The following is a 26,539-nucleotide window of genomic DNA, read 5'->3' on the forward strand; positions in this document are numbered from 1 at the left end:
AGATCATCGCCCGCGGTTACGCCATCGCCGCGCTGCAGGTCGGCCAGCTGGCCCCGGATGATCCCGACACCTTCGACGAGGGCATCATCGGGCTCTTCGAGCGTCGCGGCCGCGCCGGCCAGCGCCCGGAGGACGCCTGGGCGGCGCTGTCGGCCTGGGGCTGGGGCGGCAGTCTGGCCCTGGACTACTTCGAGACCGACCCCGACATCGAGGCCTCCCGGGTGGCCGTGGTCGGTCACTCCCGCGGTGGCAAGGCCGCGCTGTGGGCCGGTGCGGAGGACGAGCGGTTCGCCCTCGTCGTCTCCAACGACTCCGGCTGCGGCGGTGCCGCGCTGAGCCGCCGCATCTTCGGCGAGACGGTCGCCGAGGTGAACCGGGTCTTCCCGCACTGGTTCTGCCGGGCCTTCCGCCGCTACGACGACGCCGAGCAGCAGCTGCCGGTGGACCAGCACGAGCTGATCGCGCTGATGGCGCCGCGGGCGGTGTGCGTGGGCAGCGCGGACGAGGACCTGTGGTCCGACCCGCGGGGGGAGTTCCTCTCAATGGCCCACGCCTCGCCGGTGTACCGGCTGTGGGGGGCGCCCGGCATCAGCCCCGGCGCCATGCCGCCGCTGGACCGGCCGCTGAGCCGGCTGCCGCGGCAGTACCACATCCGCAGCGGCGGGCACGACCTCACCGTGCAGGACTGGGGTTACTACGCCGACGTGGCCGACGGCCTCTGGCGCTGAGCCGGGGGCGGCTGTGGGCGGGGACTCCGGGCGCTAGGGGCGGGGGCCGGTGTAGACCCCCTGCAGCCGGAAGCGCAGCGGCGGCTCGCGGTACTCCTCGAGGGCGTGGGCGGTCCAGCCGACCAGCCGGGCGTGCAGGAACAGCACCTCCGGCAGCCGTGACCCGCCGCCGAGCAGGTGCGCGCCCAGCGCCAGCGCGAGGTCGACGGTGCGGACTAGCCCGCGGCGCTGCCAGAGGCGGTCGCTGAGCAGCTCCACCGAGGCCAGCAGCGGGTGGTCGACGAGCTCGGCCAGCCGGTCGAGCAGGAACTCCGCCCGGGGGTCCTGCTCGGCGTAGACCAGGTGCCCGAAGCCGGGCACCGGGCGGTCCTGCAGGCACTCGGCCAGCGTCGCGGCGGGGTCCTCGGCGAGCGCGCCGAGGAGCCGGTGCGCCCTCCGCCCGGCGGTGCCGTGCAGCGGGCTGTCGAACGCCCCGGCCGCGGCGGCGACCACCGCGTACGGGTCCGCGCGGGCGCTGGCGGCGACCCGGGCGGCGGTGGTGGAGCCGGCCATGTCGTGGTCGGCGAGCAGCACCAGCGCCTGCTCGACCCAGCGGACCTGCGAGATCCCCAGCGCGCCGGCCAGCGTGGCGGGGACGTCCACCGGCTCGGGCGGAGGGGTGCTGCCGTCGGTGGTGGCCACGTCGCCGGGGGTCACCGCGCCGGTGGTCACCGCGCTGGTGGCCAGCAGCCGTCCCATCGCGGTGGTCACCTGGTCCGGCGCGAGGTCGTGGCGGTCCACCGTCCCGGCGGCGCAGGCCCGCGCCACCAGCGCCAGCCGGTCCGCCGCGGAGGCCTCGGGGGGTAGCTGGTGCAGCAGCCGCCGGGCCCGGTCGACGTCTTGCGGCCCGGCCACCAGCCGGGCGGGCCGCTGCCACAGCAGCTCGACCACCTCGACGAAGGTGCGATCGGCGGCCAGCACCGTGGCGTCGTGGCCGCGGTAGCTGAGCCGGTCGTGCTCGATCAGGGTGATGGCGGTGCGGACGTCGTCGCTCAGCCCCGGTGGCCGCCGTCGTCCGGTGCCGCCGCGTCCGGTGCCGCCGGTGAGCGCCTCCACCTCCGCCAGCGCGAAGTAGCTCTCGCGCCGTCCCGGGAGGCGTCGGCGGTGCAGCACCCCCCGGCTGGCGTAGGCGTAGACCGTCTGCAGCCGCACCCCGAGCCTGCGGGCCACCTGCTCGCTGCTCAGGTGGTCCGCGCCGTCGATCCGGATGCTCTCCTCCACCCCGCCATCGTCCGGCTCGCCCCTCCACCCGCGCCACCCGCCCCGCCCCCGAACGCCTGTATGTCGTCGCGGTCCCGGTCGGCGTGGCGCGGCGTGTCGCGGTGTCCGGGGCGGACGGCGTACACGTTCTCAGGGACTGCGGGGGTCGGACCGGCCGTCCGGACGGACGGTCGTGCGGCGCGGTCCAGGCCCTGGCCGTGCCGGCGGTCGGGCTGGGCAGGGCGCGGGTGGTGGAGGTGCTCCCCTGGGAACGTGTCGCTCGTCGGGCCCGGACACCGCGACACGCCGCGACACACCGACCGTGACCGCGACGACATACACGCGTTCAGGGGCGGGCGTGCGTGCGCGGTGGGTGGGTTGGGGGGGGTCAGGCGTCGGCGGGGCGGGTGGCGTCGGGGAGGCCCTGGGTGCGGGCCCAGGCCAGCACCTCGTCGGCGACGGCCTCCCAGTCGGCGTCCGGCGAGATGACCGGGTGCTCCAGGTGGGTGGCGAGGTTGGGGGTGACGGCGTAGAGCAGGTGCGGCTCGGTCTGGCGGTGGGCCCGCAGGTTGAGCGCGATCCGGAAGGGCACCAGCACCAGCGCGCGGACGACACCCCGCGCGCTCGGCTCGAAGTCGTCGAGACCGAAGAAGAACTCGCGGCCGTGGTAGGGCGGCACGCCCTGGTAGAGCAGGCAGGTCTCGTGGTCGAAGAAGCGACGCCGGAACGGCCGCATGCACTGCAGGAAGATCGGCATGTCGGCCCGCACCGCCCCCAGCCGGCCGGCGAACGTGCTCGTGATGGACGCCTGGTGGAACCAGGTCCGTGACCCCACCACCCGGTCCGGGCCCGGACGCCAGCCGCGGGGCAGGCCCAGCTCACGCACCGACTCCGGGTCGTCGGGGTCCGGGCGGACGCCGTAGACGGAGAAGTACGACGCCTCCGGCAGCCCGGCGGCGGCCTCGGCCAGCGCCACCAGCGCCTCCTCGGTGAAGAGGTAGTCGTCCTCGACCAGGAACACCACGTCCTCGTCCGGCCAGTCGCTGCCCGTGGCCAGCTCCAGGGCCGCCCGGTAGCTGGCCCGCATCCCCTGCGGCTCGTCGCCGAGCTGCACCACCCGGCCGGCCCGCTCCATCACGGTCAGCCGCTCCGCCGGCACCGGCCCGTCGTTGAGGAAGACCACCTCGACGTCGGGGACGCGCGCGGCGGCGCGGGCCAGGGAGGTGAGGGTCAGCAGCTTCGAGTAGTACGCCGGACGGCGCTTGAGGTTCTCGCCGCCGTAGGACCGGTAGACCACACGCAGAGTCATCGTCGGGGTTGCTCCTCGAGCTGGGCTTCGTGCGTGGGGACGGCGTCGGCCCCCTGGACGTCGGAGGTGGTGGTCACGGCGTCCGGCACCACCGGACGGTTGCGGAGCGCGTGCCGCAGGGTGAGCACCCAGGCCGGCAGCACGGCGGCCTCGGTCAGCGCCAGCGCCCAGGCCGCCCCCACCGCGCCCGCGCTGAGGGTGCCGACGGTCACCGCCACCAGCAGCACCGGCCCCTTCACCGCGTGGATGCGGAAGGTCAGCTTCGCCTGCCCCAGCCCGTACAGCACGCCGGCCGGCCCGTTGGCCATGGCGGAGGCGAGCGAGCTCAGCCCCATGGCCAGCAGCACCGCCGCCGCCCCCGGCCAGGAGTCGCCGAACAGGGTGACGCCCCAGCGGTCGGGCAGGAGCAGCAGGCCGACGACGTAGAGGGCGGTCACCAGCCCCAGGCTCCCCGCGACGGCGCTGGCGAACACGGCGAGGGTGCGGCTCGGCAGCAGCTGGCGCCGGGCCACCTCGGGCACCACCATCTGGAACACCCCCGCCCCGATGACGCCGAGCGGACCCAGCAGCACCTGGGCGGCTCGCAGCGCACCCACCGACTCCGTGGCCGCGAGGAAGCCGACCAGCAGGATGGCCAGCTGCATCGCCCCGAGCCCGAGGAGGTACTCCGGCAGCAGGTAGCGCGTCAGGTCCCAGTGCGTGCGCAGCCAGCCCCGGGCCCTGCCCAGGGCGGGACGCACGCGCAGCAGCGCCAGCCCGAGCCCGGCCGCCGCCGCGGCACCGACGCCCCAGGCCAGCGTCAGCTCCGCCAGGCCGCCGCGGCCGAGCCCGATCAGCAGCCCCATCAGCGCCAGCATCACCACCGTCCACAGGGCGTCGATCGCGGCGGCGTCACGGGGTCGCCCGACGGCGAAGAACGCCATCCGGCAGCTGTCCTGCACCAGCAGCGCCGGCAGCACGACGGCCATCGCCAGCAGCGCCTCGCGCAGCGGCGGCGGGCACACGAGCGCGGCACCGGCCATCAGCACGGCGCCGACCAGGGCCAGCAGCAGGGCGGCACCGAGACCGTCGGCGGTGGCGTGCCGCAGCCCGGCGGGACTGCTGCTGGCGAAGCGCATCTGCAGCGGCTGGCCCACCAGCGAGCGGGCGAGGGCGATGAGGACGCCGAAGACCACGAAGGCGATGGAGAAGGCGCCGAAGTCGCCGGCGCTGACCGAGCGGGCGATCAGCACGGACAGCAGGATGTTGCTCAGCGCCGACAGCCCCTGGTCGACCAGGCTCCAGCTGACGGAGCGGAGCAGTCGCGTGCGCAGACCTGCCACCCCGGTGTTCCTTCCCCCGACGGCCCCGAGCACCGGGGACGACCCGAGTCAGCGTAACGACGGAGCTCCCGCCCGATGGTGGGTTCGGGGAAATCCAGCAGCACAGGTTGATGCCGTCAACGTTGACCGCCGATCAACGTGGTCGCAGCCTGAGGGCATGACCGAGACGCTGATCGCCCCGCCCGGACTGCGCAACGTGGTGGTGGCCGACACCGCGCTGGGAGAGGTCCGCGGCGAGCAGGGCTTCTTCCACTACCGCGAGCACGACGCCACCCGGCTGGCGGTCGAGCGCTCCTTCGAGGAGTGCTGGCACCTGCTCTTCGACGGCCGGCTGCCCTCGGCGGACGAGCTCGCGGCCTTCGTCGAGGAGGTCGGCGCCGCGCGTGAGCTGCCGCCCGAGCTCGAGCAGCTGCTGCCGGCGGTGGCCGGAAGCGGCGAGGGGCGGGACCTGATGCCGCGGCTGCGGACGGTGCTGTCCCAGCTGGGTGCGGTGGAGGGCTTCGCCCCGGTCTGGGGCTCGACCCCGCAGCGGGTGCGGGCCGAGGCGCTGCGGGTGGCGGCGGTGACCCCGACCCTGCTCGCGTCGCTGCACCGGCTGCGGCGCGGGCTGGAGCCGATCGCGCCGGACCCGTCGCTCTCGACCGGGGCGAACTGGGTGCGGATGGTCACCGGGTCCACCCCCGGGGCGGCGGTCGAGCGGGCCGTCAGCACCTACCTCGGCCTCACCCTGGACCACGGCTTCAACGCCTCCACCTTCACCGCCCGGGTGATCGCCTCCGCCGGCGCCGACGTGGTGGCGGCGGTGTGCGGGGCCATCGGCACCTTCACCGGTCCGCTGCACGGCGGGGCGCCGGACCGGGCGCTCGACGCCCTGGACGAGATCGGCTCCCCGGAGCGGGCGCCGGCGTGGGTGCGGCAGAAGGTCGCCGCGGGGGAGCGGGTGATGGGGTTCGGCCACGGCGTGTACACCACCGAGGACCCCCGCGCCCGGGTGCTGCGCGGGATCGCCGCCGAGCTGGGAGGCGAGCTGTACGAGCTGGCCGCCGGCGTCGAGACCGGTGTGCTCACCACCCTGGCCGAGCTCAAGCCCGGTCGCCGGCTGGACGTCAACGTCGAGTACTGGGCCGGTGTGGTGATGGAGCAGTGCGGCATCCCGCGCTCGATGTTCACCCCGACCTTCACCTGCGCCCGGGTGGTGGGCTGGGGCGCCCACGTGATGGAGCAGGCCGGCGGCGGTCGGATCTTCCGCCCGCTGGCCCGCTACACCGGCCCCGAGCCGACCCGGGAGGGGACGCCCGGGCCCCGGTGATGCGCCCGCGTCAGCGGCCGGGACGGACCCTGGCCGGCGGTGCGGCCACCGAGTCCCGCTGGATCAGCGGGCCGGGGATGGCCACCTGCGCCGGCTGGTGCGGCTCGCCGGCCAGCTGGGCCAGCAGCGCGCCCATCGCCTGCTCACCCATCTCCCGGTGCGGCAGCCCCACGGTGGTCAGCGCCGGGACCATGGCGGGTGCGGCGTTCTCGTCGTCGTCGTAGCCGACCACGGAGACGTCCTGGGGCACGGAGAGCCCGAGCGCCGTCGCGGCCAGCACGGCCCCGATGGCCACCCGGTCGTTGGCGCAGACGAGGGCGGTGGGACGGTCCGGGCGGCTGAGCAGCGCGGTGGCCACCCGGTGACCGTCGCGGATCTCCCAGCCGCAGGGGTGGGTGCCGCAGCCGGTCACCCCCGCGTCGGCCAGCTCCAGCTCGAACCCGCGGGCCCGCAGCCCGGTGGCCATGGTCTGCGCGGCGCCGGTCAGGCAGGCGATGTCGCGGTGCCCGCGCTCGAGCACGGCCCGGGTGGCCAGCCGGCCACCGGCCACCTCGTCGGGGAACCAGGCGCCGTGGTGGCCGCCCGGGTCGACGCAGTTGGCGAGCACCGCCGGCGTGGCGCCGACGAGGTGGTCGACGGGGTGCTCGCGCAGCGACTGGGCGGCGAACATCAAGCCGTCCACCTGGCGGTGCTGCAGCGCCTCGAAGGCACGGGCCTCCGCGTCCGGGTCGTCCTCGGTGTCCACCACCATGGTGAGGTAGCCGTCCTGGCCGGCGCGTTCCATCGCCCCGGCGACCACGGCCCCGCCGAAGGCCGTGGTGGCGATGGTGTCGGTGACCAGGCCGATGGTCCGGGTGCGCTGCACCCGCAGGTTCACCGCCGCCGCGTTGGGGACGTAGCCCAGCTCGCGGGCGGCGGCGCGGATGAGTTCCTGCTTCTCGGGGGCGATGTTGCCGCTGCCGCGGCCGTTGAGCACCAGCGAGACCGCGGCCCGGGACACCCCGGCCCGCCGGGCGACGTCCTGCGAGGTCACCTTGCGCACGCCGTCCCTCCCGACCACACCGGAATTCTGCCAGCACGGATGCCGTGCGCACGGCTCAGGGCGCCAGCTCCAGCACCCGGGCGTCGCCGCGCACGCGCCAGCCCGCCACCGGGTAGCCGCGCGTGGTGAAGGTGCGTCCGTCGGCCTCGAACACCTCGACCAGCGAGCCGTCGACCAGCACCCGGGCCCCGGCACCCCAGCGGGCGAGCTCGACGTCCCCGCCGGCACCGGTGACCGCGAGCCCACCAGGGCCGGCGGCCTGCAGCTCGAAGGAGGACGCGGTGAGCCGGCCGTCGGCGTCGGGCCGCAGCTCCGGCCCGCGCAGGGCGTCCAGCTCGGGGGCGGGCCGGACCACCACCGCGCCGTCGACCACGTCCAGCTCCCGCGGGCAGGTGAGCACGCCGGCCCAGCCCTGCCGCGCCACCTGCTCCTCGTCGCGGCCGTGCTCCCAGGCCCAGCCCCACAGCAGCACCCGGGAGGAGGCGGTGTCGAGCAGCAGCTGGGGCGCGTAGAAGGTGGGGCCCTCGTCCAGCACCCCGCCGCGGGCGCCCACGAAGCGCAGCCCCCCGCCGTCGGGGACGAGGTCGCCGACCACCCAGCGGACGCCGGAGAGCGCGTGCCGGCCGTCCACCGTCCGCCACAGCGAGACGACCAGCACCCAGTCGTCGCCGACCGGCACCAGGTTCGGGCACTCCCAGATCTCGGCCGGCGCCACCTCGGCCAGCACCGGGTCGGACAGGTCGACCAGCGTGCCGCGCGGCTCCCAGCGGGTGAGGTCGTCGCAGCGCCACAGCAGCAGCCGCGGCTCGCCGCCGACCGCCCCGGCACCCTGCACCCCCCACCGGACGCCGCGGTGGACGAAGACGAAGGGGTCGCGGACGGCGGTGACGCCGTCCACCTCGGGCATCGGCACGGTCGCGTGGCCGTCGACGTGCCACTCGCGCAGGGTCCGGTCGGAGCGGGCCAGCACGACGTCGGCCCGCCCGGAGGCGTCGGCCACCGCGCTGTAGGCGATCGTCGGGGTACCGGCGTCGTCGACCAGGCAGCCCGTCCAGCAGCCGTGGGCGTCAGGCCTGCCCGGGCGCGGGGTGAGGGCGATCGGCTCCTCCCGCCAGCGGACCAGGTCGGTGGACGAGGCGTGACCCCAGTGGATGGCCTGGTGGGTCACGGAGGTCGGGTGGTGCTGGAAGAAGACGTGGTAGCGCCCGTCGACCCGGGCCAGGCCGTTGGGGTCGTTCAACCAGCCGCTCGCCGGGCGGATGTGCCAGCGCGGGCGCGCGTCCGAGGTGGCGCTCACTTGCTCGCTCCCGCCGTCAGGCCCTCGCGCAGCGGGCGCTGCCCGATCACGAAGACGACCAGGGCCGGGATCATCGACAGCACGACCCCTGCCAGCACCGTGGACACGCTGCCGGTGCCCAGGTTGCCCTGCAGCGTCACCAGGCCGAGCGGCAGGATGTGGTTCTGCTCGGAGATGGTCAGGATCAGCGGGCGGAAGAACTCGTTCCAGTGGTAGTTGAAGGCCAGGATGCCGACGATGGCCATGCCGGGCAGCGCCAGCGGTGCGTAGACGGAGAAGAAGGTCCTGAACGGTCCGGCGCCGTCGATCGAGGCGGCCTCGCCGAGCTCGACCGGTAGGCCGAGGAAGTACTGGCGCATCAGGAAGGTGCCGAAGGCGGTCGGCACCGCCGGCAGGATCAGCGCGAGCAGGGTGTCGGAGAGCCCCATCCCGCGGATCAGCATGAACACCGGGACGATCGTCACCTGCATCGGCACCATCATGGTGGCCAGGATGGCTCCGAAGACGAGCTGGCGGCCGCGGAAGTCGATGGCGGCCAGCACGTAGCCGGCCATCGCGGCGGTGATCATCTGCCCGGCCACGCAGAGGCCGGTGACCAGCACGCTGTTGAGGAACAGCAGCGCGAAGTCGACCTGGGCGAAGACGTCGACGAAGGCGCTGAACCCGGGGCGGACGGCGCCGGTGCCCTCCTCGGTGGGGGTCAGCGCGGTGACCACGGTCCACACGACCGGGCCGAGGGTGAGTGCGGTGGCGAGCAGCAGGACGAGCAGCCGGGCCGCCGTGCCGGCGGCGGCGACGGGGGTGGTGGCCCGGTGCCGGGCGGGCAGGGCGGGGGCGAGCGCGGTCATGGTCGGGTCCTCACTGGTAGTGCACGTAGCGACGGCTGAGGCGGAACTGGAGGGCGGTGACGGCCACGATCACGCAGGTGAGCACGATGCCGATGGCCGAGGCGCGGCCGAACTGCAGCTGCTGGAAGGCGGACTCGTAGATCACCATCACCGCGGTCCGGGTGGTGTCGCCGGGGCCGCCGCGGGTCAGCACGTAGGGCTGGTCGAAGATCTGCAGGGCGCTGATCATGGCCATCACCGAGGCGACCAGCAGGGTGGGGGAGAGCAGCGGCAGGGTCACCAGCCGGAACCGGCGGCCCGCCGTGGCACCGTCGATCGCGCTGGCCTCGTCCACCTCCTTCGGGATCGAGGAGAGCCCGCCCAGGAACAGCAGGAACGAGAAGCCGAAGTTCTGCCAGACGTAGACCATGACGACGACCGCGGCGGCGCCCGGCCCGGTGGTCAGCCACGGCACGTCGCCCAGCCCGAGCGTGCGCAGCACGGCGTTGACGGCGCCGAAGTCCTCGTTGAAGAGGTAGGCCATCACCAGCGAGACGGAGGCGGCCGACAGGATCAGCGGGAAGAAGAACACCGAGCGGAACACCACCCGCAGCCAGCCGGGCAGCCGGGACTGCACCAGCACGGCCAACCCGAGGGCGACCACCAGCTGCAGCACCACCGCCACCGCCACGAACCCGAAGGTGTTGAGGAAGGACCGTCGCACGGTGGGGTCGGTGACCAGGTCGGCGAAGTTGGCCAGCCCCACGAACTCGGGCGCGGTGATCACGTCCCAGCGGAAGAACGACAGCCCGATCGAGGCCAGGATCGGCACGAAGGTGAAGATCCCCAGGCCGAGCACCGTGGGGGCGAGGAACAGCGCGGCCACCAGCCGCCGGCCGGCGGTGGGGGTGCCGGTCGGGGTTCGCGGCGCCGGGTCGGCGCTGGTCCCGGCGGGTCGGTCGGCGGCGAGCGGCGCCGCGGTGCCGAGGGTCGTCATGCCGTCCTCCTCAGAGCCAGCTCGAGATCGCGTTGCAGGGTGGCCAGCGCGGTGCCGGTGTCGCCGTTGATGGCGTTGACCACGTTCTTGACCAGCGCTGTCTCGACGGCGGCCTGCTGCGGCGGTGCCGGGATCGGGGCGGTGTCGGAGAACTGGTCGAGGGTGTCGTAGAAGACCTGCCAGTGCCGGGGACCGGCGTCGGCGTAGAAGTCCTCGGTGAGCATCGAGCGCCGCACCGGGGTGGTGTTGGGCTCGGGGAACTGCAGCCGCATGCCCTCGCGGCTGGCGCAGAACTTGATCCACTCCCACGCTGCGTCCTTGCGCTGGGACGTGCGCATCATCGCGTAGCCGGCGGCTCCGAACTGGTGCCGCTGGCTGCGCCACCGCGGGAAGAAGGTGACGTCGTACTCGTCGTCGCCCATCCCGCCCTCGGCCAGCCCGGACACCCAGTAGCCGCCGGCCGGGGTCATCCCGATCAGGCCGTCGGCGAAGCGGGAGACCAGCTCGGTGCCCCCGCCCTGGGCGGGGCTGGAGGCGAGGTCCTCGCGGACCAGGTCGGCCAGGAACTCGAAGGACTCGAACACCCGCGGGTCCTCGGCGTTGGGCTCCAGCCACTGGAAGCCGCCGCCGCGACCGTCCGCCGCCGGGTCGCCGGCGTAGAACTGCTGCCACATCCNNNNCCACGCCGCCGAAGAGCCGGTTGGTCCAGAAGTACGGCCGGAAGGTGCCCTTCGCGCTGTCGCGCAGCCCCCGGGCCACGGACAGGAAGTCGTCGACCGTCCAGTCGTCGGCCGGCCGCGAGAGGCCGGCGCGCTCGAAGGCCGAGGTGTTGTAGTAGACGTTCGCGGCGTTGAAGTCGACCGGGACCTGGAACAGGCTCCCCTGGTACATGAACGCCTCGACCAGCGCCGGGTGCACGTCGCCGAAGTAGTCCGACATCTCGGCGGCGTCGCGGCGGACGTAGTCGTCGAGGGGGTGGGCCAGCCGCTCGGCGAACAGCTGCGCTCCCTCGGTGGCCACGACCACCAGGTCCGGCGGTGTGCCCGCCGCCACCATGGTGAGGATCTTGGCGAAGAAGTTGCCCCAGTCCTGGCCCTGGACGGCCTGGATCTGCACGGCGATCTCGGGGTGGCGGCGCCGGAAGGCGGCCACCAGCTCGGTGCGGGCCTCGGCGTCCTGCGCGGTGCCGAGGATGGCGATGGTGAGGGCGTCCTCACCGCGGCCGGGGATGTCGGCGGAGGTGAGCCGGGGCCACGAGACCGCCGTACCCACCGCCCCGAGCCCCGCCACGGTGAGCAGCGCGCGGCGACTGAGGTCTGCCATGAAGATCTCCTCGAGCGACGTCGATCGGGAACCTGACACGTGTCAGGTCATCAGCATGCGATGTGACCTGACACGTGTCAACCCCTTCCGCGTCCAGGTGCCGCGCCCAGGGGGCTAAGAGGGGGGCTAAGTCGGTATTAGCCCTGTCGCCGCGGGTGCGGCAGGCGGTAGGAATAGCGCGGATGTGTCTCGGGGGAGATCGCTGTCTGGCAGCGTCCGACCCGTGGGTGTCGTGCTCCGGGTCGGTCGCTGCGACCTACTACGGATCAGGTGAGATGAGAGCAGCAGAGAACGTGGCCCCGATGGGGGCGGCGCACCCGTCGTCGCGGAGGGGCGGCCTCGCCGGCCGCCTCCGCAAGACACTGGTGGGGACCACGTCGCTGGCGGTGCTCGCATCGTCCTTGTCGGCGGTCGGCCTGGTGGCCGGCCCGTCGCCGGTGGCGGAGGCGGCGCCCGGCAACCCCGGTGTGCCTTCGGCTCCCGTGGTGCTGTACGCGGAGGGCTTCGAGAACGAGCTCGGCAGCACCGCGCCGGTGAATCTCGAGGACTACGTCGGTGAGACCGGCCAGACCTACACCGCGGACGACGTGTGGCTGACCGCCTGCAACGGCCAGATCGTCGACTACGACACGCCGGTGTCCCGGCTGGGCAACTGCGCGCAGCAGATCTACTCCGCGAACCTGCGCCAGCTCGCCTGGGCCCTGGGCGAGCACGCCGGCGCACCCAACCCGGCGGTCAACCACGCCGTGGCGGCCTACACCCAGGGCAACCCGGGCGCCGGTGCCACCCAGTTCCAGACCGTCGACCCGATCGCCCTGCCCACGTCCACGGGTCGCTACCTGACCTTCAGCGTCGACACCTCGGCGGTCAACTGCGAGGTGTCCGCACCGCGGTACCAGTTCAGCCTGCTCGACGACGCAGGCGCCGCGACGCCGGTGGGCGGCGTGGTCAACGCCTGCTCCTCCGGGCAGACCGTCACCGCTCCCGCCGTCGGCACCCTGCCGGAGCGCGCGGTCAACGTGGGCACCTACACGTCCGACGGGTCGGTGCTTTTCAGCGGCTCCTCCCTCGGGGTGCGGATGGCCAACCAGAACGGCTCCGGCATCGGCAACGACGCCGCCTTCGACAACATCCAGATCCTCGACGTCACGCCCCAGCTGGACAAGTCGTTCGCCCCGACCCAGGCCTTCGTCGACGCTCGGTCGACGCTCACCTTCACCGTCACCAACACCTCCGAGCTGGCGGCCAAGGACGGGTGGGCGTTCACCGACACCCTGGCCGACGGACTGACCGTGGCCGAGCCCGTCACCACCGGCGGCACCTGCGACGCGGACGTCGACGCCTCGGGCTCGACGATCGCGGTGACCGGCGGTGCGCTGGCAGCCGGTGAGGTCTCCTGCACCATCACGGTCGACGTCACCTCCGACACGGCGGGCAGCTACGACAACGGTCCGGACAACCTCTCCGACATGGTGGGTCTGAACCCGCCCGGGGACTCCACGGTGACCTTCGTGACCCAGCCGGTGTTCTCCTGCGCCCCCGGTGCTCCCGGCCTGCTGTTCCAGTACCCCACCAACGCCCCGCCGACCTCGATCATCGGCGTCGACCTGGTCACGGGTGCCTACGAGACCGTGGACACGGTCGACGACCAGACGGTCAACGCCGTGGGCTACAACGTGCTGGACAACTACGTCTACGGCACCAACGGCTCCGGCGACATCGTCCGGGTCGGTGCCGACGGCGTCGCGATCCCGATCGCGAACCCCGACGAGATCCCCGACGCCGCCTTCCCCGTGGGCGAGGTCGACGACGAGGGCTTCTACTGGGCCGGCGACGGCGGCGGAACCTGGTGGCAGGTCGACCTGCGCCCCGGTTCGGCGACCTACGGTGAGGTCGTCGACTCCGACAGCTTCACCCTGCCCGCCGGGATCGTCCCCGGTGCCGACTGGTCCTACCTGCCCGGCACCGGTGCGCTGTGGACCATGCTCCGCTCGGCCGGCGCCTCCCACCTGGGGCGCTTCGACCTGGCCACCCAGGAGATGACCGTGGAGGCCGACCTCGGCTCCCTGGGTGGGAACCTGTTCGGTGCCACGTACGCCGACCCGGACTTCCTCTACGCCTCCGACAACGTGACGGGGAGCATCTTCCGCGTCGACGTGACCGCGGGCACGGCTCCGTTCTTCGCGGCCGGTCCGGCCAGTGGTCTGAACGACGGCACCCGGTGCGCCAGCTCGCCGCTGCCGATCGACTTCGGTGACGCGCCGGACTCCTACGGCACCACGCTGGGTGCGGACGGGCCTCGTCACTCGATCCCCGGCTTCGCCGACGACGACGCCCCGCTGGTGCTGGGCGGGTCGGTGACCAGCGAGACCGACGGCACCGCTGGTGCGGCCGCCGACGCCGACCTGGACGACGCCCTGCCGGGCCCCATCACGTTGAACGCCAACGCCGACACCACCGTGTCGGTCACCGTGACCAACGACACCGCCGAGGCGGCCACGCTGGCCGGCTGGATCGACCTGGACGGGAACGGCACCTTCGACGCCGACGAGCTGGTCACGGTCGCGGTGCCGGCTGGCTCGGGGACGGCGCAGTACGCGCTGACCTTCCCGGCCGGTGCCACGGTGGAGGGCAACACCTACGCCCGCCTCCGGCTGTTCCCGGGTGCTGTCGACGCGCCGCTGCCGACCGGTCCCGCCTCGGCCGGTGAGGTGGAGGACTACCTGGTCCTGCAGCGTCCGATCGAGGTCGCCAAGACCTCGACGGCCACCGCCGACTCCCGCCCTGGTGACGTCGTCACCTACACGGTGACCGCCACCAACACCGGCACGGCCGACTACACCGCAGACGACCCGGCCGTGATCTTCGACAGCCTGGCCGGCGTGGTCGACGACGCCACCTTCGACGAGGGCAGCCTGACCGCCGTCGTCGACGGTGCGGCTGCCGGTGAGGCCGGCTACGCCGAGCCGCTGATCTCCTGGACCGGGGCCCTCGGCGCCGGTGACACGGTGACCCTGACCTACTCGGTCACGCTGACCGGTGCCGGGGACGGGGCCGTGCGCAACGTGTCCTGGGTGCCGGCCGACCCGACCGACGAGACGCCGGAGCCGCCGGTGTGCGAGGAGGGCGGCAACGACCCGGTCACCGGTGAGCCCTGCGCCACCACGGAGCTGCTGCTGCCGTCGCTGTCGATCGAGAAGGTCGCCGACCTCGACCAGACCCTGCAGCAGGGTGACGAGGTCACCTTCACCGTCACCGCGACCAACGACGGACCGGGCGTCTTCACCGAGGCCGCTCCGGCCTCGGTGGTCGACGACCTGACCGACGTCCTGGACGACGCCGACCTCGACCTCGAGTCGGTGCAGGCCTCGGTGGGCGGCGAGCCGGTCGTGGTGGAGCCGCGGATCTTCTGGACCGGGGCGCTGGCCGCCGACGAGTCGGTCGAGATCACCTACACGGTGACCTACACCGGTCCGTCCGACGGCGACGCCACCCTGGCCAACGTGGCCTTCGGCCCGGCCGACCCGGTGGACCCGGAGAACCCGCCGGCCACGCCCGTCTGCAACCCGCGCGACGAGGACGGGCTCGACCCCGAGACCGGTCTGCCGTGCGCGTTCGTGACGGTGCCCGGCGGTCGCGTGGTCGTGACCAAGGACGTCTCCCCGGCTGACGGCAGCACCGTCTCCGCCGGTGAGGACCTGACCTACACGCTCACCTTCGACAGCACGGGCTCGGCTCCGGCCGAGGTCGACGGCTGGCGCGACCACCTGGCCGGTGTGCTGGACGACGCCGAGATCACCTCGGCCCCGGCCGCCTCCGACCCGGCGTTGACGGTCTCGGAGATCGCCGACGGCGAGTTCACCGTCACCGGCACGGTGCCGGACGGCGAGGCGTTCACGGTGACCTACACCGTGACGGTGCTGCCCGACGGCGATCGCGGCGACAACGTGCTCGCCAACTTCGCCCTCTCACCCGATGAGGAGGTGCCGCCGCCCGGCACGGTGTGCCAGGACGGTGACCCCACCTGCACCAGCAACCTGGTCGCGGAGGTCGTGGACTCCAAGTCCGTGGCACCGGAGTCGGGCACCGCGGTGGTCCCGGGTGAGGAGGTCACCTACACGCTGACCTTCGCCAACATCGGTACCGGTGCGGGCGGCGTGGACCGGGTCGACGACCTGACCCACGTGCTGGACGACGCGGACCTGGTCAGCGCCCCGGTGGCCTCTGACCCGGCGCTGACGGTGTCGGGGGTCGAGGACGGCCGGATCTCGGTGACCGGTGAGCTGGCTGCCGGCCGAACGGTCACGGTGTCCTACACGGTGCTGGTGCGTGAGGCCGTGGACATGGGTGACGCCACGCTGGCGAACTTCCTGCTCGACCCGGAGGAGGAGACTCCGGAGGAGCCGACGTGCGAAGAGGGCAGCGAGGACTGCACGTCCAACCCGGCGCCGAAGGTGCTGGACTCCAAGTCGGTCGACCCGGAGTCGGGCACCGAGGTCGTCTCGGGTCAGGAGCTCACGTTCACCCTGACCTTCCGCAACGAGGGCACCGCCGCGGGTGCGGTGGATCGGGTCGACGACCTGACCCACCTGCTCGACGACGTGGACCTGACGGTGGCCCCGTCGGTGTCGGACCCGGCTCTGAGCGTGTCGGAGATCAGCGAGAACCGGTTCTCCATCACCGGTGAGCTGGCCGCCGGCCAGGTCGTGACCATCACCTACACCGCCACGGTCAAGGACGCCGACGAGATGGGAGACGCCACCCTGGCGAACTTCCTCCTCGACCCGGACGACCCGCCGATGACCGACCCGGTGTGCGAGGAGGGCAGCGAGGACTGCACCAGCAACCCCGCCGCCAAGGTGGTCGACAGCAAGAGCGTGAGCCCGGAGACGGGGGCCTCGGTGCAGGCCGGCAGCGAGCTGACCTACACGCTGACCTTCAGCAACGAGGGCAGCGCAGCCGGTGGCGTGGAGCGGGTCGACGACCTGACCCACGTGCTCGACGACGCCGAGATCACCTCCGACCCCGTCGTCTCCGACGACGCCCTGTCAGTGTCGGCGCTGACCGACGACCGGTTCACCGTCACCGGTGAGCTGGCGCCCGGTCAGACGGTCACCGTCACCTACACGGTGACGGTGCTGGACCCGGACGAGCAGGGGGACTCGCAGCTGGCGAACTTCCTCCTCGACCCGAGCGACGAGACCCCGGAGGAGCCGGTCTGCACCGACGGCGAGGACTGCACCTCCAACCCGGTCTCCGACGTCTCCGTGGTCAAGACGGTGGACCCGACCACCGGCACGGAGGTGCAGCAGGGTGACGAGCTGTCCTACACCCTGACCTTCACCAACGAGGGCGCAGGTGACGGTGCGGTGGACCACACCGACCACATGGCCGGTGTGCTCGACGACGCCACGGTGACCGAGTTCCCGACTCCGTCGGAGGACGTGCTGACCGTCGCCGAGGGCGACGACCAGTACACCGTGCAGGGCACCCTGGCTCCCGGGCAGACCGTGACGGTCACCTACACCGTGCAGGTGCGGGACTGGGCCGAGCAGGGCGACCACGTGCTGGCGAACTTCGTGACCCCGACCGGTCAGACCAGCCCGGCCGACGGGGTGTGCGTGGAGGGCAGCGTGCTCTGCACCGAGAACCCGGTCCAGGAGCCCGAGGCCCCCGCTCCGGGCCCGGGCCAGCCGCAGGATCCCGCTCCTGGCCAGCCGCAGGCTCCCGGCCACTCCCCGGCCGGTGGTGGGCAGCTGCCCGACACCGGTGCACCGGGTGCGATGGTCGCGGCCCTGCTCGCCGGTCTGGTGCTGGTGCTGGCTGGGGGCGGGGTGCTGATCGCCCGCCGTCGCCGGTCTCGAACCGGGCTGGGGCGGTGACCGACCGAGCCTGACCAGCGTCGAGCTCCCCTGCGGGAGCACCGTCCCGACGGTGCTCCCCGGGGGAGCTCTCGCGTTCCCCGGTGGGGTCGCCCTGGTGGACGAGGGGCCTCGTCACTGCGAGGACGTCCGGTGCCACGCCTCCGGGTGGCGCCGCCGGCTCCGCCGGGCCGCGGCCTCGTGCGCCTCCCGCAGCAGCCGCAGCGCCAGCGCCCCGGTCCGCGGGCCGGGGTTCACGACCGCCACCCACCCCTGCGTCCGGTAGAGGGGGTGGGGGAGCAGGACGTCCGAGCCGCCGTAGTCCCAGGACCGCGCCTCGTCCCCGCCGTCGTCGCCGGTGAGCTCGAGCAGCGCCCGTCTCCCGACGTGGATGTTCAGCCGCCAGCGATCGGGGTCGTCCAGACCGCACAGGGTGTCGTCCGGGTAGTCCTTGGTGACGATGGTCGCGTACGGCTGCTCCCGCTGGGGCACCTGGCCGTCGGGGCTGACGTAGAAGAAGTGGTCACCCCAGGCGAGCGGGGGGAACGCGCTCCCCTCGGTGGGTGAGAGGACCAGGACGTGGTCGAGGCCGCGGACGGTGGCGAGGATCTGCTCCATACTCATGGTTCGAGCATGGAGCTGAAGTGCTTATGGAGGGTTGGCACGGTGAACACCGCCGACGTCGTGGCCGCGAGCGGCTACTCGGCGCAGCAGGTCCGCGACCTGGAGGCGCTGGGTGTGATCCCCGCCGCGGAGCGCCGGGCCAACGGGTACCGGCGCTTCACCGACGCCCACGTCCACGCGCTGCGGGCCTACCGCGACCTCGCGCTGGCGGTCGGTCCGGTCGAGGCCCGGCGGGCCCTGCGCGAGGTCCGGCACCTGCCGGAGGTCGAGGCCGTCGCCCTGGTCGGCTCCCTGCACGCACGTCTGGGCCGCGAGCGCGCCCAGGCGCTGGTCGCGCGCGAGGCGCTGCTGGCCATCGGCGAGGAGAAGCGCACCGACGCCCCTGCCGTCGACGCCGACGCGATGACCATCGGCGAGCTGGCGCAGGCCCTGGGGGTCAACGCCTCGGCCCTCCGCTTCTGGGAGCAGGTCGGCCTGGTCAGGCCCCAGCGGATCGCGACGCGGGCCGGGACCGCGCGGCGCTACGACGTCACGGCCGTCCGGGAGGCGCGGATCACCGCGGCGCTGCGGGCGGGCGGCTACCGGGTCCCGGAGGTGCGCGCCGCTCTCACCGCCGTCCGTGAGCTCGGCGACGTCAGCTCCTCGGTCGAGGCGCTCGACGCCAGGCTGCTGGCCCTCGCCGCGCGGTCCCTGGCCCTGCTGCGGGCCGGGGCCGCGCTGGCCGAGATCATCCGCCCGGCGTCGGCTCCACCTGCATCTCACCCATCTCGCCCCAGCCCTCACCCTCCACCTGCCGGCTGACGATCTTCGGGGTCGAGGCGAGGGCCTGGGGGAGGTCCTTCATCGCCTTCTGGAAGTGCTCGCTCTGGACGTGCGGGGCGGCGCCGTCGTCGGTGAAGGCCTCGACCAGGACGAACTCGTGGGGGTTCTCCACGCTCCGCGACCACTCGAACCACAGGTTGCCCGGCTCGGCCCGGGTCGCGCGGGTGAAGTCGTCCACCAGGCCGAGCCACCGGTCGGTCCACTCGGGCTTGGTCTGGAACTTGACCACGATGAAGTACATCTCTTCCCTTTCGCAGGCGTTGGGCGGGCTCATGCTGCCCACGCCGGCGCCCGCCCTGTCAACCAGCGACGGGAGGCGTGCCGCGCCCGGGCAGGACCGCGCGCCACGCCCGGGCGGCACCGGGGTGCATCCACCGCAGGGCGCCGGGTAGGAACCCTGCACCGGCCGCCACCGCGGCCAGCACACCATCGGGAAGGAAGTGCCATGCCCACGAACACCGTGTCACGCGCCCTGCACGACGTCGGCCTGTCGGCCTGGTTCGGCGGGACCCTCGCCAACGCCGTCGGTCTGAACAAGGCCGCCGGAGCCGCGGACAGCGCCCGCGCGGCCGGCAAGGTCGCCAACGTCGGCTGGGACGCCTGGACCCCGGTCAACGCGCTCGCCATCGGCGCCCACCTGCTCGGCTCGGTCGGGCAGCTCGCCGGCAACAAGGAGCGGATCGCCGCCCAGCAGGGCGTGGGGACGATGTCGGTCGTCAAGACCCTGCTGACCGCCGCCGCCCTCGGAGTCACCGCCTACAGCCGGGTGCTCGGCAAGAAGGTCTCCAGCGCCGAGGCCCCGCCCGCCGAGTCGGGCACCGAGCCCTCGGTCGGCACCCCGCCCGACGTGGCCGCGGCGATGCGCAAGCTGAAGCTGCTGCAGTGGGCCGTCCCCGTGCTGACCGGTTCGCTGCTGGTGCTCAGCAGCTACGCCGGGGAGCAGCAGCGGGCGCAGGTGCAGGCCGGCGGTCTGCTGAAGCGCCTGATGCCGGGCGACTGAGGATCAGACGGCGGTCAGCAGGTACCGGACGAACATCCGGTCCTCGCTGACCGCCCGGTCCCGGACGGCGAAGCCCGCGCGCTCCAGCATCGGCTCCAGCAGCCAGCTGAAGGTGGAGTGCTCCTCGCGCAGGTGCTCCTCGAAGTCGGCCCGGCTCCAGCCGCCCGTGCCCGCGTCACCCGCACTGGCGCACCAGGCCTCGAAGCGCTGCTCCGCCTCCTGGGCCGGGAAGTCGAGCACCAGGTCCCAGAGCCGCAGCGTGCCGCCAGGTCGCAGCAGCGCCCGGGCGCGGGTCAGCGCGATGGCCTTCCAGGCGTCGGGCAGGTGGTGCAGGGCGTACCTGGAGTAGACGAGATCGGCTGGGGCACCTGTGTGCCGGTAGCTGAGGAAACCTGCCTGGACCGTCTCGACACCCTCCACCCCGTCGCTGACCAGCTTGGTCCGCAACCGGGCCAGCATCGGGGTCGAGACGTCGACCGCCACGACGCGCCGGGCGGTGCCGGCCACGGCGAGGGTGAACTGCCCGGTGCCCGCCCCCAGGTCCACCACCACGTCGCACGGCAGCACGCCGGCGGCCCGCAACCAGGCGACCTCCTCGGCGGCGGCGTCCTCGATGGCGTCGTAGCGGGCGACGTGGTCGGGATCGAGGTTCTCCCGGCCTGCGCTGCCGACCTCGTCGAGCGCCCACCCGGGTCGACGGTCCGGGCTCACCTCGGCACCTGGGCCGCCACGAAGGCCCGCGACTCCAGCACCAGCGGCAGCGCGGTCGCGGCGTCGGCCACGGCGAGCTGCACCCACTCGCGCATCGGGTGCCCGGGCCGCGGCGAGCAGGGGCTGCCCTGGCCGCCCGCGATGAGCTCCTGCACCCGCGGCGCGGGCAGCTTGAGGACGAGCTCGTCGGCGGTCACGAAGACGTAGTACCTGCCGCCGGTGCGGAAGCCGGGCGCGTGCAGCATGCGCCCCTCCTCGTCGCCGGGGTGCCGGCCGAGCAGCTCCTCGCGCAGCTCGGCCACCAGCCGGTCCCGCCAGTCGCTGCTGCTGGGCACGTCGTCCCCTCCGCTCGGTGGTGGCTCCCATGCCAGCACAGCGGCGGCCGTGGTGTCAGCCCCCTGCCCGGGACGCGGGACGTGTGGCCTCGACGAGGGGCGTGACCCGCGCGGTGCCGCGACGTGGCACGGCCGTGGACTCCCGCGGGACGAGCAGGCACTCGACCGTCACGACCCCGCCCTCCCCGGAGAACTGGTCGATCTCGGCGGCCATCCGGGTGGCCGCCGTCCGTCCCACCTCCGGCAGGGACAGGTCGATGCTCGACAGCCGCGGCCGGTTGCCCTCCACCATGACGTCCCAGTTGTCGAAGCCGATGACGCCGACGTCCTCCGGCACCGAGAGCCCCAGCTCGTGCAGCGCGCCGGTGGCGCCGCGGGCGATCAGGTCGTTGCCGCAGACCAGGCCGTCGAAGGGCGTCTGGCTGTGCACCAGCTGCATGGCGGCCTGGCGCCCCCACTGCTCGTCCCAGTGCCCGTACAGGGGCTCCGCGGCCAGCTCCAGCCCCGAGGCCGCCAGCACCTCCACGGTGGCGGCCGTCTTGACCTGCGCGGCCTCCTCGCGGCGGGGCCCGAAGATGCAGGCCAGCCGCCGGCGGCCCGTGGCGACCAGGTGGGCCACGGCCTGCTCGGCGCCACCCCGGTTGTCGGGCACCACCGAGAGGTCGCGCGGGTCGGTCGAGGCCGCCATCACGTACACCACCGGGACGTCGAGCCGGCCCTGCAGCGGCGACCGGGAGAAGCTGCCGCGGCTGCCGCCGGCGACCAGGATGCCGTCCACCCCGCGGCGCAGCAGGGACTCGACGAAGTACTGCTCCCGGATGGCGTCGCCGCGGCCGTCGCACAGCAGCAGCGCGATGTCGCGCTCCGCCAGCGCCTCGATGGCCCCCGTCACGACCGGGGCCGTCCGGCGGGCGAAGGGCTCGCGGATGACCAGGCCGACAGTGCGGGCACGGACCGGCTCGTGCCCCACCGGCCCGCGGTTGGAGCGGAACCCCAGCTCCCGGGCCGCGGTCAGGATCCGGTCGCGGGTGTCGGGGTGCACCGCCCCCTTGCCCGACAGCGCCTTGGAGACGGTGCCCGGCGAGACACCCGCCCGTGCGGCGACGTGGCGGGCGGTCACCCGGGGCCAGCTGGTCATGGCTGGACCCTAACAGCGGTTTCCGGATGTTCCTCTTCGTTGCCGGCCGGAGCGCTCACAGCAGCGCCGAGGCCGAGTCGAGCAGCCGCCGGCCCAGCGTCTCGGCGCCCAGGTCGAGCAGGTGCAGCGCGGTGGACACCCGCTCCAGGAAGGCCCACTCCCACACCGCCTGCGCCGGCAGCCCGGCGGCCTCGGCCAGTCTGGCGCACGCGCCCTCGAGCCGCTCCCGGGGGCGTCCGCCCAGGTCGGTCCAGTCCCGCAGCACGACCCCCAGGTCGTAGGCGGGGTCGGCCAGGAAGCCGTCGGGGTCGATCAGCCGGTAGGGGAGGCCCCCGTCGTCGCTGGCCAGGGCGTTGCCCGCGTGCGGGTCGCCGTGCACCACGACGCAGCGGTCGGGCCGGTGGTCGGCGGCGCGGCGGGCCGCGTGGTCGAGGGCGCGGTGCAGCACCTCAGGTGGGCACGGGTGCCCCAGCCGGGCGTCGGTGTCCAGCACCAGCCGGGTCAGGCCGCTGGCCTTGTCCTCGCCGGGTCCCGGGACCGGGAACCGGTCCGCGGGCAGCCGCCACACCTCACGCAGCGCCGCCACCAGGTGGTCGAGCTTCTCCTCCGGCGGCAGCCGGGTGCTGCCCAGCGGACGTCCCAGGGCCTCCAGCAGCACCGCGTCGGCCTCCGGGTCGTGGCCGTGCAGCCGGACCAGCCCACGTCCCTCAGCGAGGGACAGCACCAGCGCCTCGCCCGCCAGGTCGTGCCCGGGGACGGCGACCTTGACCACCCGCGGCGACCCGTCGCGGGCCACCGCCCGTCCCACCCAGGAGGCGCTGCCGCCGGGCAGCCCCCGGCCCTCCAGCCGGACGTCCCAGCGGCGCTGCAGCTCCTCGAGCAGCAGCGGGAGCCCGTCGAGCCACCGCTGCCCGGCCTCGCCGAGGGAGGCCACGCGACCCCGGGCCAGCGGCTGCAGGCGGACGTCGGGGGCGGGCACGCACCGCAGGCTAGCGCCGCCGGCCGCGGGGGCGCTCAGAGCCGGAGCAGGGCCTGCACCGGCACGTGCCGGCTGGGCACCCGCCCCAGGAAGGTGGTGGTGTTGATGGCCGAGCGCAGCACCCGCACCCCCGGGCTGGCCAGCACCTGGTCGACCCGCGGGCCGTCGGGGTCGAGGCCGTCTGCGGTGCGGGTGGTGCCCACCAGCGGGGTCAGCCGCTGGCTGGCCGAGGTCCAGGTGTCGCACAGGTGGGCGGTCCGGGCCAGCGGGCAGTCGTCGTCGAGCTCACGGCCGAAGCCGCCGGTGACCACGGTGGGCAGGGCGTCGCGGCGGACGCGGCGGGCCAGCAGGGTGGCCGCCTGCTCCCGGGCCTCCGGCGGGTCCGCCTCCAGCCGGGTGTTGACCACGGCGAAGGCCCGCTCGGTGGCCAGCTCGACGAACCGTGCCCAGACGGTGACCCGCGGGGTGGTCGCGCCCCAGGCGGTCGAGCCGGTCAGCCCCGGCGTCTCGGAGTGCCACCACTGCTCCCAGGCCTCCAGCCGCAGCCGGCCGCCGTCGTAGAAGATCGGGCAGTGCGCCCCGCGGGAACCCCCCTCGGCGCCGGAGCCGACCATCCGGTAGCGCAGCGGCAGACCGTCCTCGACCGCCCGCAGCTGCTCGAAGCCGACGTCCTGGACGCCGAGCACGGTCGGCTGCTCGAGCTCCAGCAGCCGGGTCACCAGCGGCTCCCGCGCCGGCCAGGGGTCCAGGCCGCTGCCGGCGTCCTCGTCGTCGGGCCCGATCTCGAAGCTCATCGCGTGCACCTCGCCCCGGCGGGCCTCGCCGATCAGGGTCCGCGGACCGCCGGCGCGGCGGCGCTCCCGGGAGCCGGCCCGCGCCGCACCGACGGGGCGCACGGGGCCGTCCCGGACACCCGGGTCGTGTCGGTGGCTCGTGGTGCTCATGCTGCTCCTCGGCGGGGTGGGTTCGGCCCACCCCATCGGGTGCGGGTGTCGAGCGGGTGAACGAGGAAGGAGCAGGGCGTGAAACGTCCCCCGGGCCCGCGCGAACGATCCCGGCGTGCCCACGGCGGCGCGGGTCGAGGACGCCTCCTCAGCGGGGGAGCGGGGCCTCGGCCGGTCCGAGGACGAGCTCCACCTGCGCGCCGCCGTCGGGACGCGCGCCCAGGCTCAGCCCGCCGCCGGAGCGCTCGGCGGTCCGCCGGGCGATGTCCAGCCCCAACCCGGTGGAGAGGCCGCCGGTCTCCCCGCGGGCGAGCAGCTCGGGGTCGATGCCGGGTCCGGAGTCCGCCACCACCAGCCGGGTGAGCCCGTCGGGCCGGTCGGTGAGCTGCACGGTCACCGCCACCCCCTCGTCGGTGTGGGCGAAGACGTTCTCGAGCAGGACGTCCACCGCCGCCGCCAGGTCCTCCTCCGGCACCCTGACCGGGCGGGGACCGTCGGGCAGCCGGACGGTCATCGGGCGCTGCTGGTCCTCGGCCAGGGCCGACCAGAAGTCCGCCCGCTCGGCCACCACCGCGGTCGCGTCGCAGCCGGGATTGAGCCCTTCGCGGTCCGGGCGGCGGGCCTCGGAGATCACCGCGTCGACGTAGGCGCCGAGGGTGGCGACCGCCGCACCCACCCGCTCGCGGTGGCCCTCGGGCAGGTCCTCGGCCTCCAGCCGCAGGGCGGTCAGCGGGGTGCGGAGCCGGTGCGACAGGTCGGCGGCGTGCTCCCGCTCGGCGGCAAGCAGCTCCTGGATCCGGTCGGCCAGCCGGTTGAGGGCCTGCCCCACCTCACGCACCTCGGGCGGTCCGGACGGCGTGGCGCGGGCGCTCAGGTCGCCGGCCTCCAGCTGGCCGGCGGTGGCGGCCAGCCCGCCGACCGAGGTCACCACGGTGCGGGCCAGCCGGTCGGCGACGAGCAGGGCCAGGCCCAGCAGCGCCAGCGCCAGCACCGCGAGGATGCTCCAGGCCAGCGCGACGTCGGAGGCCAGGGCCGTCTCCACCAGCACCACCCGGATCACCGCCCCGGCCACCTGCTCGGCCCCGCGCTCCTGACCGGCGCTGTACGTCACCGGCACCAGGACCTCGATGCCCTCCTCGGTGGTGTCGGTGATGGCCTGCCCCGACGCCAGCGCGCGGGCCACGTCGGGGCCCGGGTCGCGGTCGGGACCGATGGCGTCGCCGTCGTCGAACAGCACCGTCACCCGGGTGCCCGGCTGCTGGGCGTTGAGGTCGTCGATGAAGACGGTGAGGTCGGCCCGCTCGCGGAAGGCCACCACGCTCTCGATGGCCTGCACCTCGAGCCCGACCCGCGCCAGTGCGTCCTCCTGGGCGTAGCGCTGGATCAGCACGGCCATCGGGACCAGGGTGGCGATCAGCACCAGCGAGGTGGTGGCGGCCACCATCCACACCAGCCGGCGTCTCACCGGCGGTCCCCCCGGGCCCGTGCCATGGGCCGACTGTAGTGCCGGGGACCCCTCCAGACGGCGCCGACGAGGCCCGGAGGCGCGCACCGCCGGCGCGCGCCGCGCATACTGCTGGGGTGCGACAACGCGGCGTCCTGGTGCTGACCTGGCTGCTGGCCACGGCGGTGGCCACCGGCGTCGGCTTCCTGGCGATCTCGACCGTGGGGGACGTGCTGCGCGGTGCGGGGCCGCTCGGGGCCTCCTTCGCCAGCCCGCCCGCCACCCCCGAGCCCTCGGAGAGCCGGGCGGTGCGGGCCGCGCTGGCCACGGAGCACGTGCAGCTGGTGGCCGAGTGCCGCGGCCGGGTGGCCACCCTGCTGGAGGTCGAACCGCTCGGCCGCTGGCAGCTGCGGGCCACCGAGGAGGGCCCGGACGAGGACGTCGAGGCCGTGCTGGCCCGCGACGGGCACCAGGTGCGGGTCGAGGTCTACTGCAACCGCGGCGAGCCCAGGCTGGTGCTGTTCGGCTGAGCCCGTGCAGCTGAGACCAGGGTTCGTCCGGCTCAGACGACCGGCTCAGGGGGTGGCGTCCAACCGGCGCAGACCGGTGCCGACCACCACGGCCGCGCCGGCGGCGTCGCTGGCGGCCAGGTCGACCCGGGCCTCGATCGCCCAGTCGTGGTGTCCCTCGGGGTCCAGCACGACCTGGCGGAGCCGCCACACCCGGTCCCCGCGCTCGATCTGCAGGTTGCGGGGCGAGCGGGCGTCGGCGTCGATCCGCATCGAGTCGTGCTCGTCGTAGTAGTCGTCCAGGTCCTCGCCCCACGACACCGCGTCGCGCTCCACCTCCGTCGGCGGGTCGCTGAGCTCGGCGACCCGGCGTTCGAGGGCGGCCAGACCCTCGGCGTCGTCGCGGGCGGCGAGCTCGAGACGGGCCCACATGGCGTTGCGCACCAGCACCCCGAAGGCCCGTTCGTTGGTCGTGATCGGCCGCGGCGCGTCGGAGGTCTGGCCCGGGCGGACGGTCACCTCGGGGTCGGGGTCGACCAGAGCCTCCCACTCGTCGAGCAGGCTGGAGTCGGTCTGGCGGATCACCTCGCCGAGCCACTCGACGAGGTCCTCCAGCTCGGGCGTGCGGCGGTGCTCGGGGACGGTGTGGCGCAGCGTCCGCCAGGCGTCGCTGAGGTAGCGCAGCACGAGCCCTTCCGACCGCGACAACCCGTACTCGCTGACCAGCTCGCCGAAGGTCATGGCCCGCTCGTACATCTCCCGCACCACGGACTTGGGGC

The 26,539-nt window shown here is 74.1% G+C and carries 23 protein-coding genes and 1 pseudogene; 6 read left to right on the forward strand and 18 right to left on the reverse strand.

Going from position 1 to position 26,539, the window contains the following annotated elements; all coding sequences use genetic code 11:
- The coding region (locus tag GC722_RS03370) for a glucuronyl esterase domain-containing protein (protein WP_456298107.1) at window positions 1-728 on the forward strand (728 nt) is incomplete at its 5' end.
- Window positions 729-761: 33 nt separating this feature from the next.
- Here GC722_RS03370 and GC722_RS03375 read toward each other — a convergent pair.
- From GC722_RS03375 to GC722_RS03385, 3 genes are all read right to left on the reverse strand, one after another.
- Window positions 762-1,988: a citrate synthase gene (locus GC722_RS03375; RefSeq protein ID WP_156607993.1), complete on the reverse strand. Its 1,227-nt coding sequence runs from the start codon at window positions 1,986-1,988 to the stop codon at window positions 762-764.
- Window positions 1,989-2,355: 367 nt separating this feature from the next.
- Window positions 2,356-3,276, reverse strand: coding sequence for a hypothetical protein (locus GC722_RS03380; protein WP_156607995.1), 921 nt, complete (start codon window positions 3,274-3,276; stop codon window positions 2,356-2,358).
- Window positions 3,273-4,598 carry an MATE family efflux transporter gene (locus GC722_RS03385; protein WP_156607997.1) on the reverse strand — a complete coding sequence of 442 codons (1,326 nt, stop codon included), beginning with the start codon at window positions 4,596-4,598 and terminating at the stop codon, window positions 3,273-3,275. Before GC722_RS03385 ends, GC722_RS03380 begins: the two co-directional genes overlap by 4 nt.
- A gap of 157 nt (window positions 4,599-4,755) precedes the next feature.
- Here GC722_RS03385 and GC722_RS03390 point away from each other — a divergent pair, with 157 nt between their 5' ends.
- A complete protein-coding gene (locus GC722_RS03390; protein WP_156607999.1) occupies window positions 4,756-5,907 on the forward strand; it encodes a citrate/2-methylcitrate synthase in 1,152 nt (383 codons plus the stop codon).
- A 10-nt stretch (window positions 5,908-5,917) separates the two neighbouring features.
- Here GC722_RS03390 and GC722_RS17555 read toward each other — a convergent pair whose 3' ends face one another.
- From GC722_RS17555 to GC722_RS19445, 6 genes and pseudogenes are all read right to left on the reverse strand, one after another.
- On the reverse strand, window positions 5,918-6,967 hold the full coding sequence (locus GC722_RS17555; RefSeq protein ID WP_197429739.1) for a LacI family DNA-binding transcriptional regulator: 1,050 nt from the start codon (window positions 6,965-6,967) through the stop codon (window positions 5,918-5,920).
- A gap of 37 nt (window positions 6,968-7,004) precedes the next feature.
- Window positions 7,005-8,246, reverse strand: coding sequence for a glycoside hydrolase family 32 protein (locus tag GC722_RS03405; protein ID WP_156608003.1), 1,242 nt, complete (start codon window positions 8,244-8,246; stop codon window positions 7,005-7,007).
- The gene (locus GC722_RS03410; protein WP_156608005.1) at window positions 8,243-9,094 is read right to left on the reverse strand and encodes a carbohydrate ABC transporter permease; all 852 of its coding nucleotides are present in this window, start codon (window positions 9,092-9,094) and stop codon (window positions 8,243-8,245) included. The genes GC722_RS03405 and GC722_RS03410 overlap by 4 nt, the downstream gene beginning before the upstream one ends.
- A 10-nt stretch (window positions 9,095-9,104) precedes the next feature.
- Window positions 9,105-10,070, reverse strand: coding sequence for a carbohydrate ABC transporter permease (locus GC722_RS03415; protein ID WP_156608006.1), 966 nt, complete (start codon window positions 10,068-10,070; stop codon window positions 9,105-9,107).
- Window positions 10,067-10,744 carry an extracellular solute-binding protein gene (locus GC722_RS18820; RefSeq protein ID WP_269449707.1) on the reverse strand — a complete coding sequence of 226 codons (678 nt, stop codon included), beginning with the start codon at window positions 10,742-10,744 and terminating at the stop codon, window positions 10,067-10,069. The genes GC722_RS03415 and GC722_RS18820 overlap by 4 nt, the downstream gene beginning before the upstream one ends.
- A 109-nt stretch (window positions 10,745-10,853) precedes the next feature.
- Window positions 10,854-11,393, reverse strand: a pseudogene (locus tag GC722_RS19445) (ABC transporter substrate-binding protein); the annotation flags it as partial.
- A gap of 275 nt (window positions 11,394-11,668) precedes the next feature.
- Here GC722_RS19445 and GC722_RS03425 point away from each other — a divergent pair.
- On the forward strand, window positions 11,669-17,275 hold the full coding sequence (locus GC722_RS03425; protein ID WP_156608007.1) for a DUF7927 domain-containing protein: 5,607 nt from the start codon (window positions 11,669-11,671) through the stop codon (window positions 17,273-17,275).
- A 114-nt stretch (window positions 17,276-17,389) separates the two neighbouring features.
- On the opposite strand, the gene GC722_RS03430 is transcribed toward GC722_RS03425, so the two are convergent.
- Window positions 17,390-17,878: a DUF6194 family protein gene (locus tag GC722_RS03430; RefSeq protein WP_197429740.1), complete on the reverse strand. Its 489-nt coding sequence runs from the start codon at window positions 17,876-17,878 to the stop codon at window positions 17,390-17,392.
- A gap of 42 nt (window positions 17,879-17,920) precedes the next feature.
- On the opposite strand from GC722_RS03430, the gene GC722_RS19130 reads away from it, so the two are divergent.
- Window positions 17,921-18,679 (forward strand): MerR family transcriptional regulator, encoded by a 759-nt coding sequence (locus tag GC722_RS19130; RefSeq protein WP_197429741.1) that lies wholly within the window; start codon window positions 17,921-17,923, stop codon window positions 18,677-18,679.
- Here the strand turns inward: GC722_RS19130 and GC722_RS03440 are convergent.
- Window positions 18,606-18,974 (reverse strand): putative quinol monooxygenase, encoded by a 369-nt coding sequence (locus GC722_RS03440; RefSeq protein ID WP_231747382.1) that lies wholly within the window; start codon window positions 18,972-18,974, stop codon window positions 18,606-18,608. The two genes, GC722_RS19130 and GC722_RS03440, sit on opposite strands and share 74 nt — an antisense overlap.
- A 171-nt stretch (window positions 18,975-19,145) precedes the next feature.
- Between GC722_RS03440 and GC722_RS03445 the strand changes: the two genes are divergently transcribed.
- Window positions 19,146-19,700, forward strand: a complete 555-nt coding sequence (locus tag GC722_RS03445) for a hypothetical protein (protein WP_156608011.1) — start codon at window positions 19,146-19,148, stop codon at window positions 19,698-19,700.
- A gap of 3 nt (window positions 19,701-19,703) precedes the next feature.
- Here GC722_RS03445 and GC722_RS03450 read toward each other — a convergent pair whose 3' ends face one another.
- The 6 genes from GC722_RS03450 to GC722_RS03465 all read right to left on the reverse strand — a co-directional run bounded on the left by GC722_RS03450 (window position 19,704) and on the right by GC722_RS03465 (window position 25,272).
- Window positions 19,704-20,411 (reverse strand): class I SAM-dependent methyltransferase, encoded by a 708-nt coding sequence (locus GC722_RS03450; RefSeq protein WP_197429742.1) that lies wholly within the window; start codon window positions 20,409-20,411, stop codon window positions 19,704-19,706.
- Entirely contained in the window at window positions 20,408-20,746 is a 339-nt protein-coding gene (locus GC722_RS19135) for a hypothetical protein (RefSeq protein ID WP_197429743.1), read from the reverse strand. The genes GC722_RS03450 and GC722_RS19135 overlap by 4 nt, the downstream gene beginning before the upstream one ends.
- A 55-nt stretch (window positions 20,747-20,801) precedes the next feature.
- A complete protein-coding gene (locus GC722_RS03455) occupies window positions 20,802-21,884 on the reverse strand; it encodes a LacI family DNA-binding transcriptional regulator (protein WP_156608012.1) in 1,083 nt (360 codons plus the stop codon).
- A gap of 55 nt (window positions 21,885-21,939) precedes the next feature.
- A complete protein-coding gene (locus GC722_RS03460) occupies window positions 21,940-22,863 on the reverse strand; it encodes an aminoglycoside phosphotransferase family protein (protein WP_197429744.1) in 924 nt (307 codons plus the stop codon).
- A 35-nt stretch (window positions 22,864-22,898) separates the two neighbouring features.
- Window positions 22,899-23,807 (reverse strand): exonuclease/endonuclease/phosphatase family protein, encoded by a 909-nt coding sequence (locus GC722_RS17565; RefSeq protein ID WP_197429745.1) that lies wholly within the window; start codon window positions 23,805-23,807, stop codon window positions 22,899-22,901.
- A 148-nt stretch (window positions 23,808-23,955) separates the two neighbouring features.
- Window positions 23,956-25,272: a sensor histidine kinase gene (locus GC722_RS03465; RefSeq protein ID WP_197429746.1), complete on the reverse strand. Its 1,317-nt coding sequence runs from the start codon at window positions 25,270-25,272 to the stop codon at window positions 23,956-23,958.
- A 116-nt stretch (window positions 25,273-25,388) separates the two neighbouring features.
- Here GC722_RS03465 and GC722_RS03470 point away from each other — a divergent pair, with 116 nt between their 5' ends.
- Window positions 25,389-25,781: a hypothetical protein gene (locus tag GC722_RS03470; protein WP_156608015.1), complete on the forward strand. Its 393-nt coding sequence runs from the start codon at window positions 25,389-25,391 to the stop codon at window positions 25,779-25,781.
- Window positions 25,782-25,826: 45 nt separating this feature from the next.
- Here the strand turns inward: GC722_RS03470 and GC722_RS03475 are convergent.
- Window positions 25,827-26,539: DUF3516 domain-containing protein (locus tag GC722_RS03475; protein ID WP_156608776.1), on the reverse strand; the 713-nt coding region annotated here is incomplete at its 5' end.

The organism is Auraticoccus cholistanensis, from assembly GCF_009742705.1.
GTDB lineage: Bacteria > Actinomycetota > Actinomycetes > Propionibacteriales > Propionibacteriaceae > Auraticoccus > Auraticoccus cholistanensis.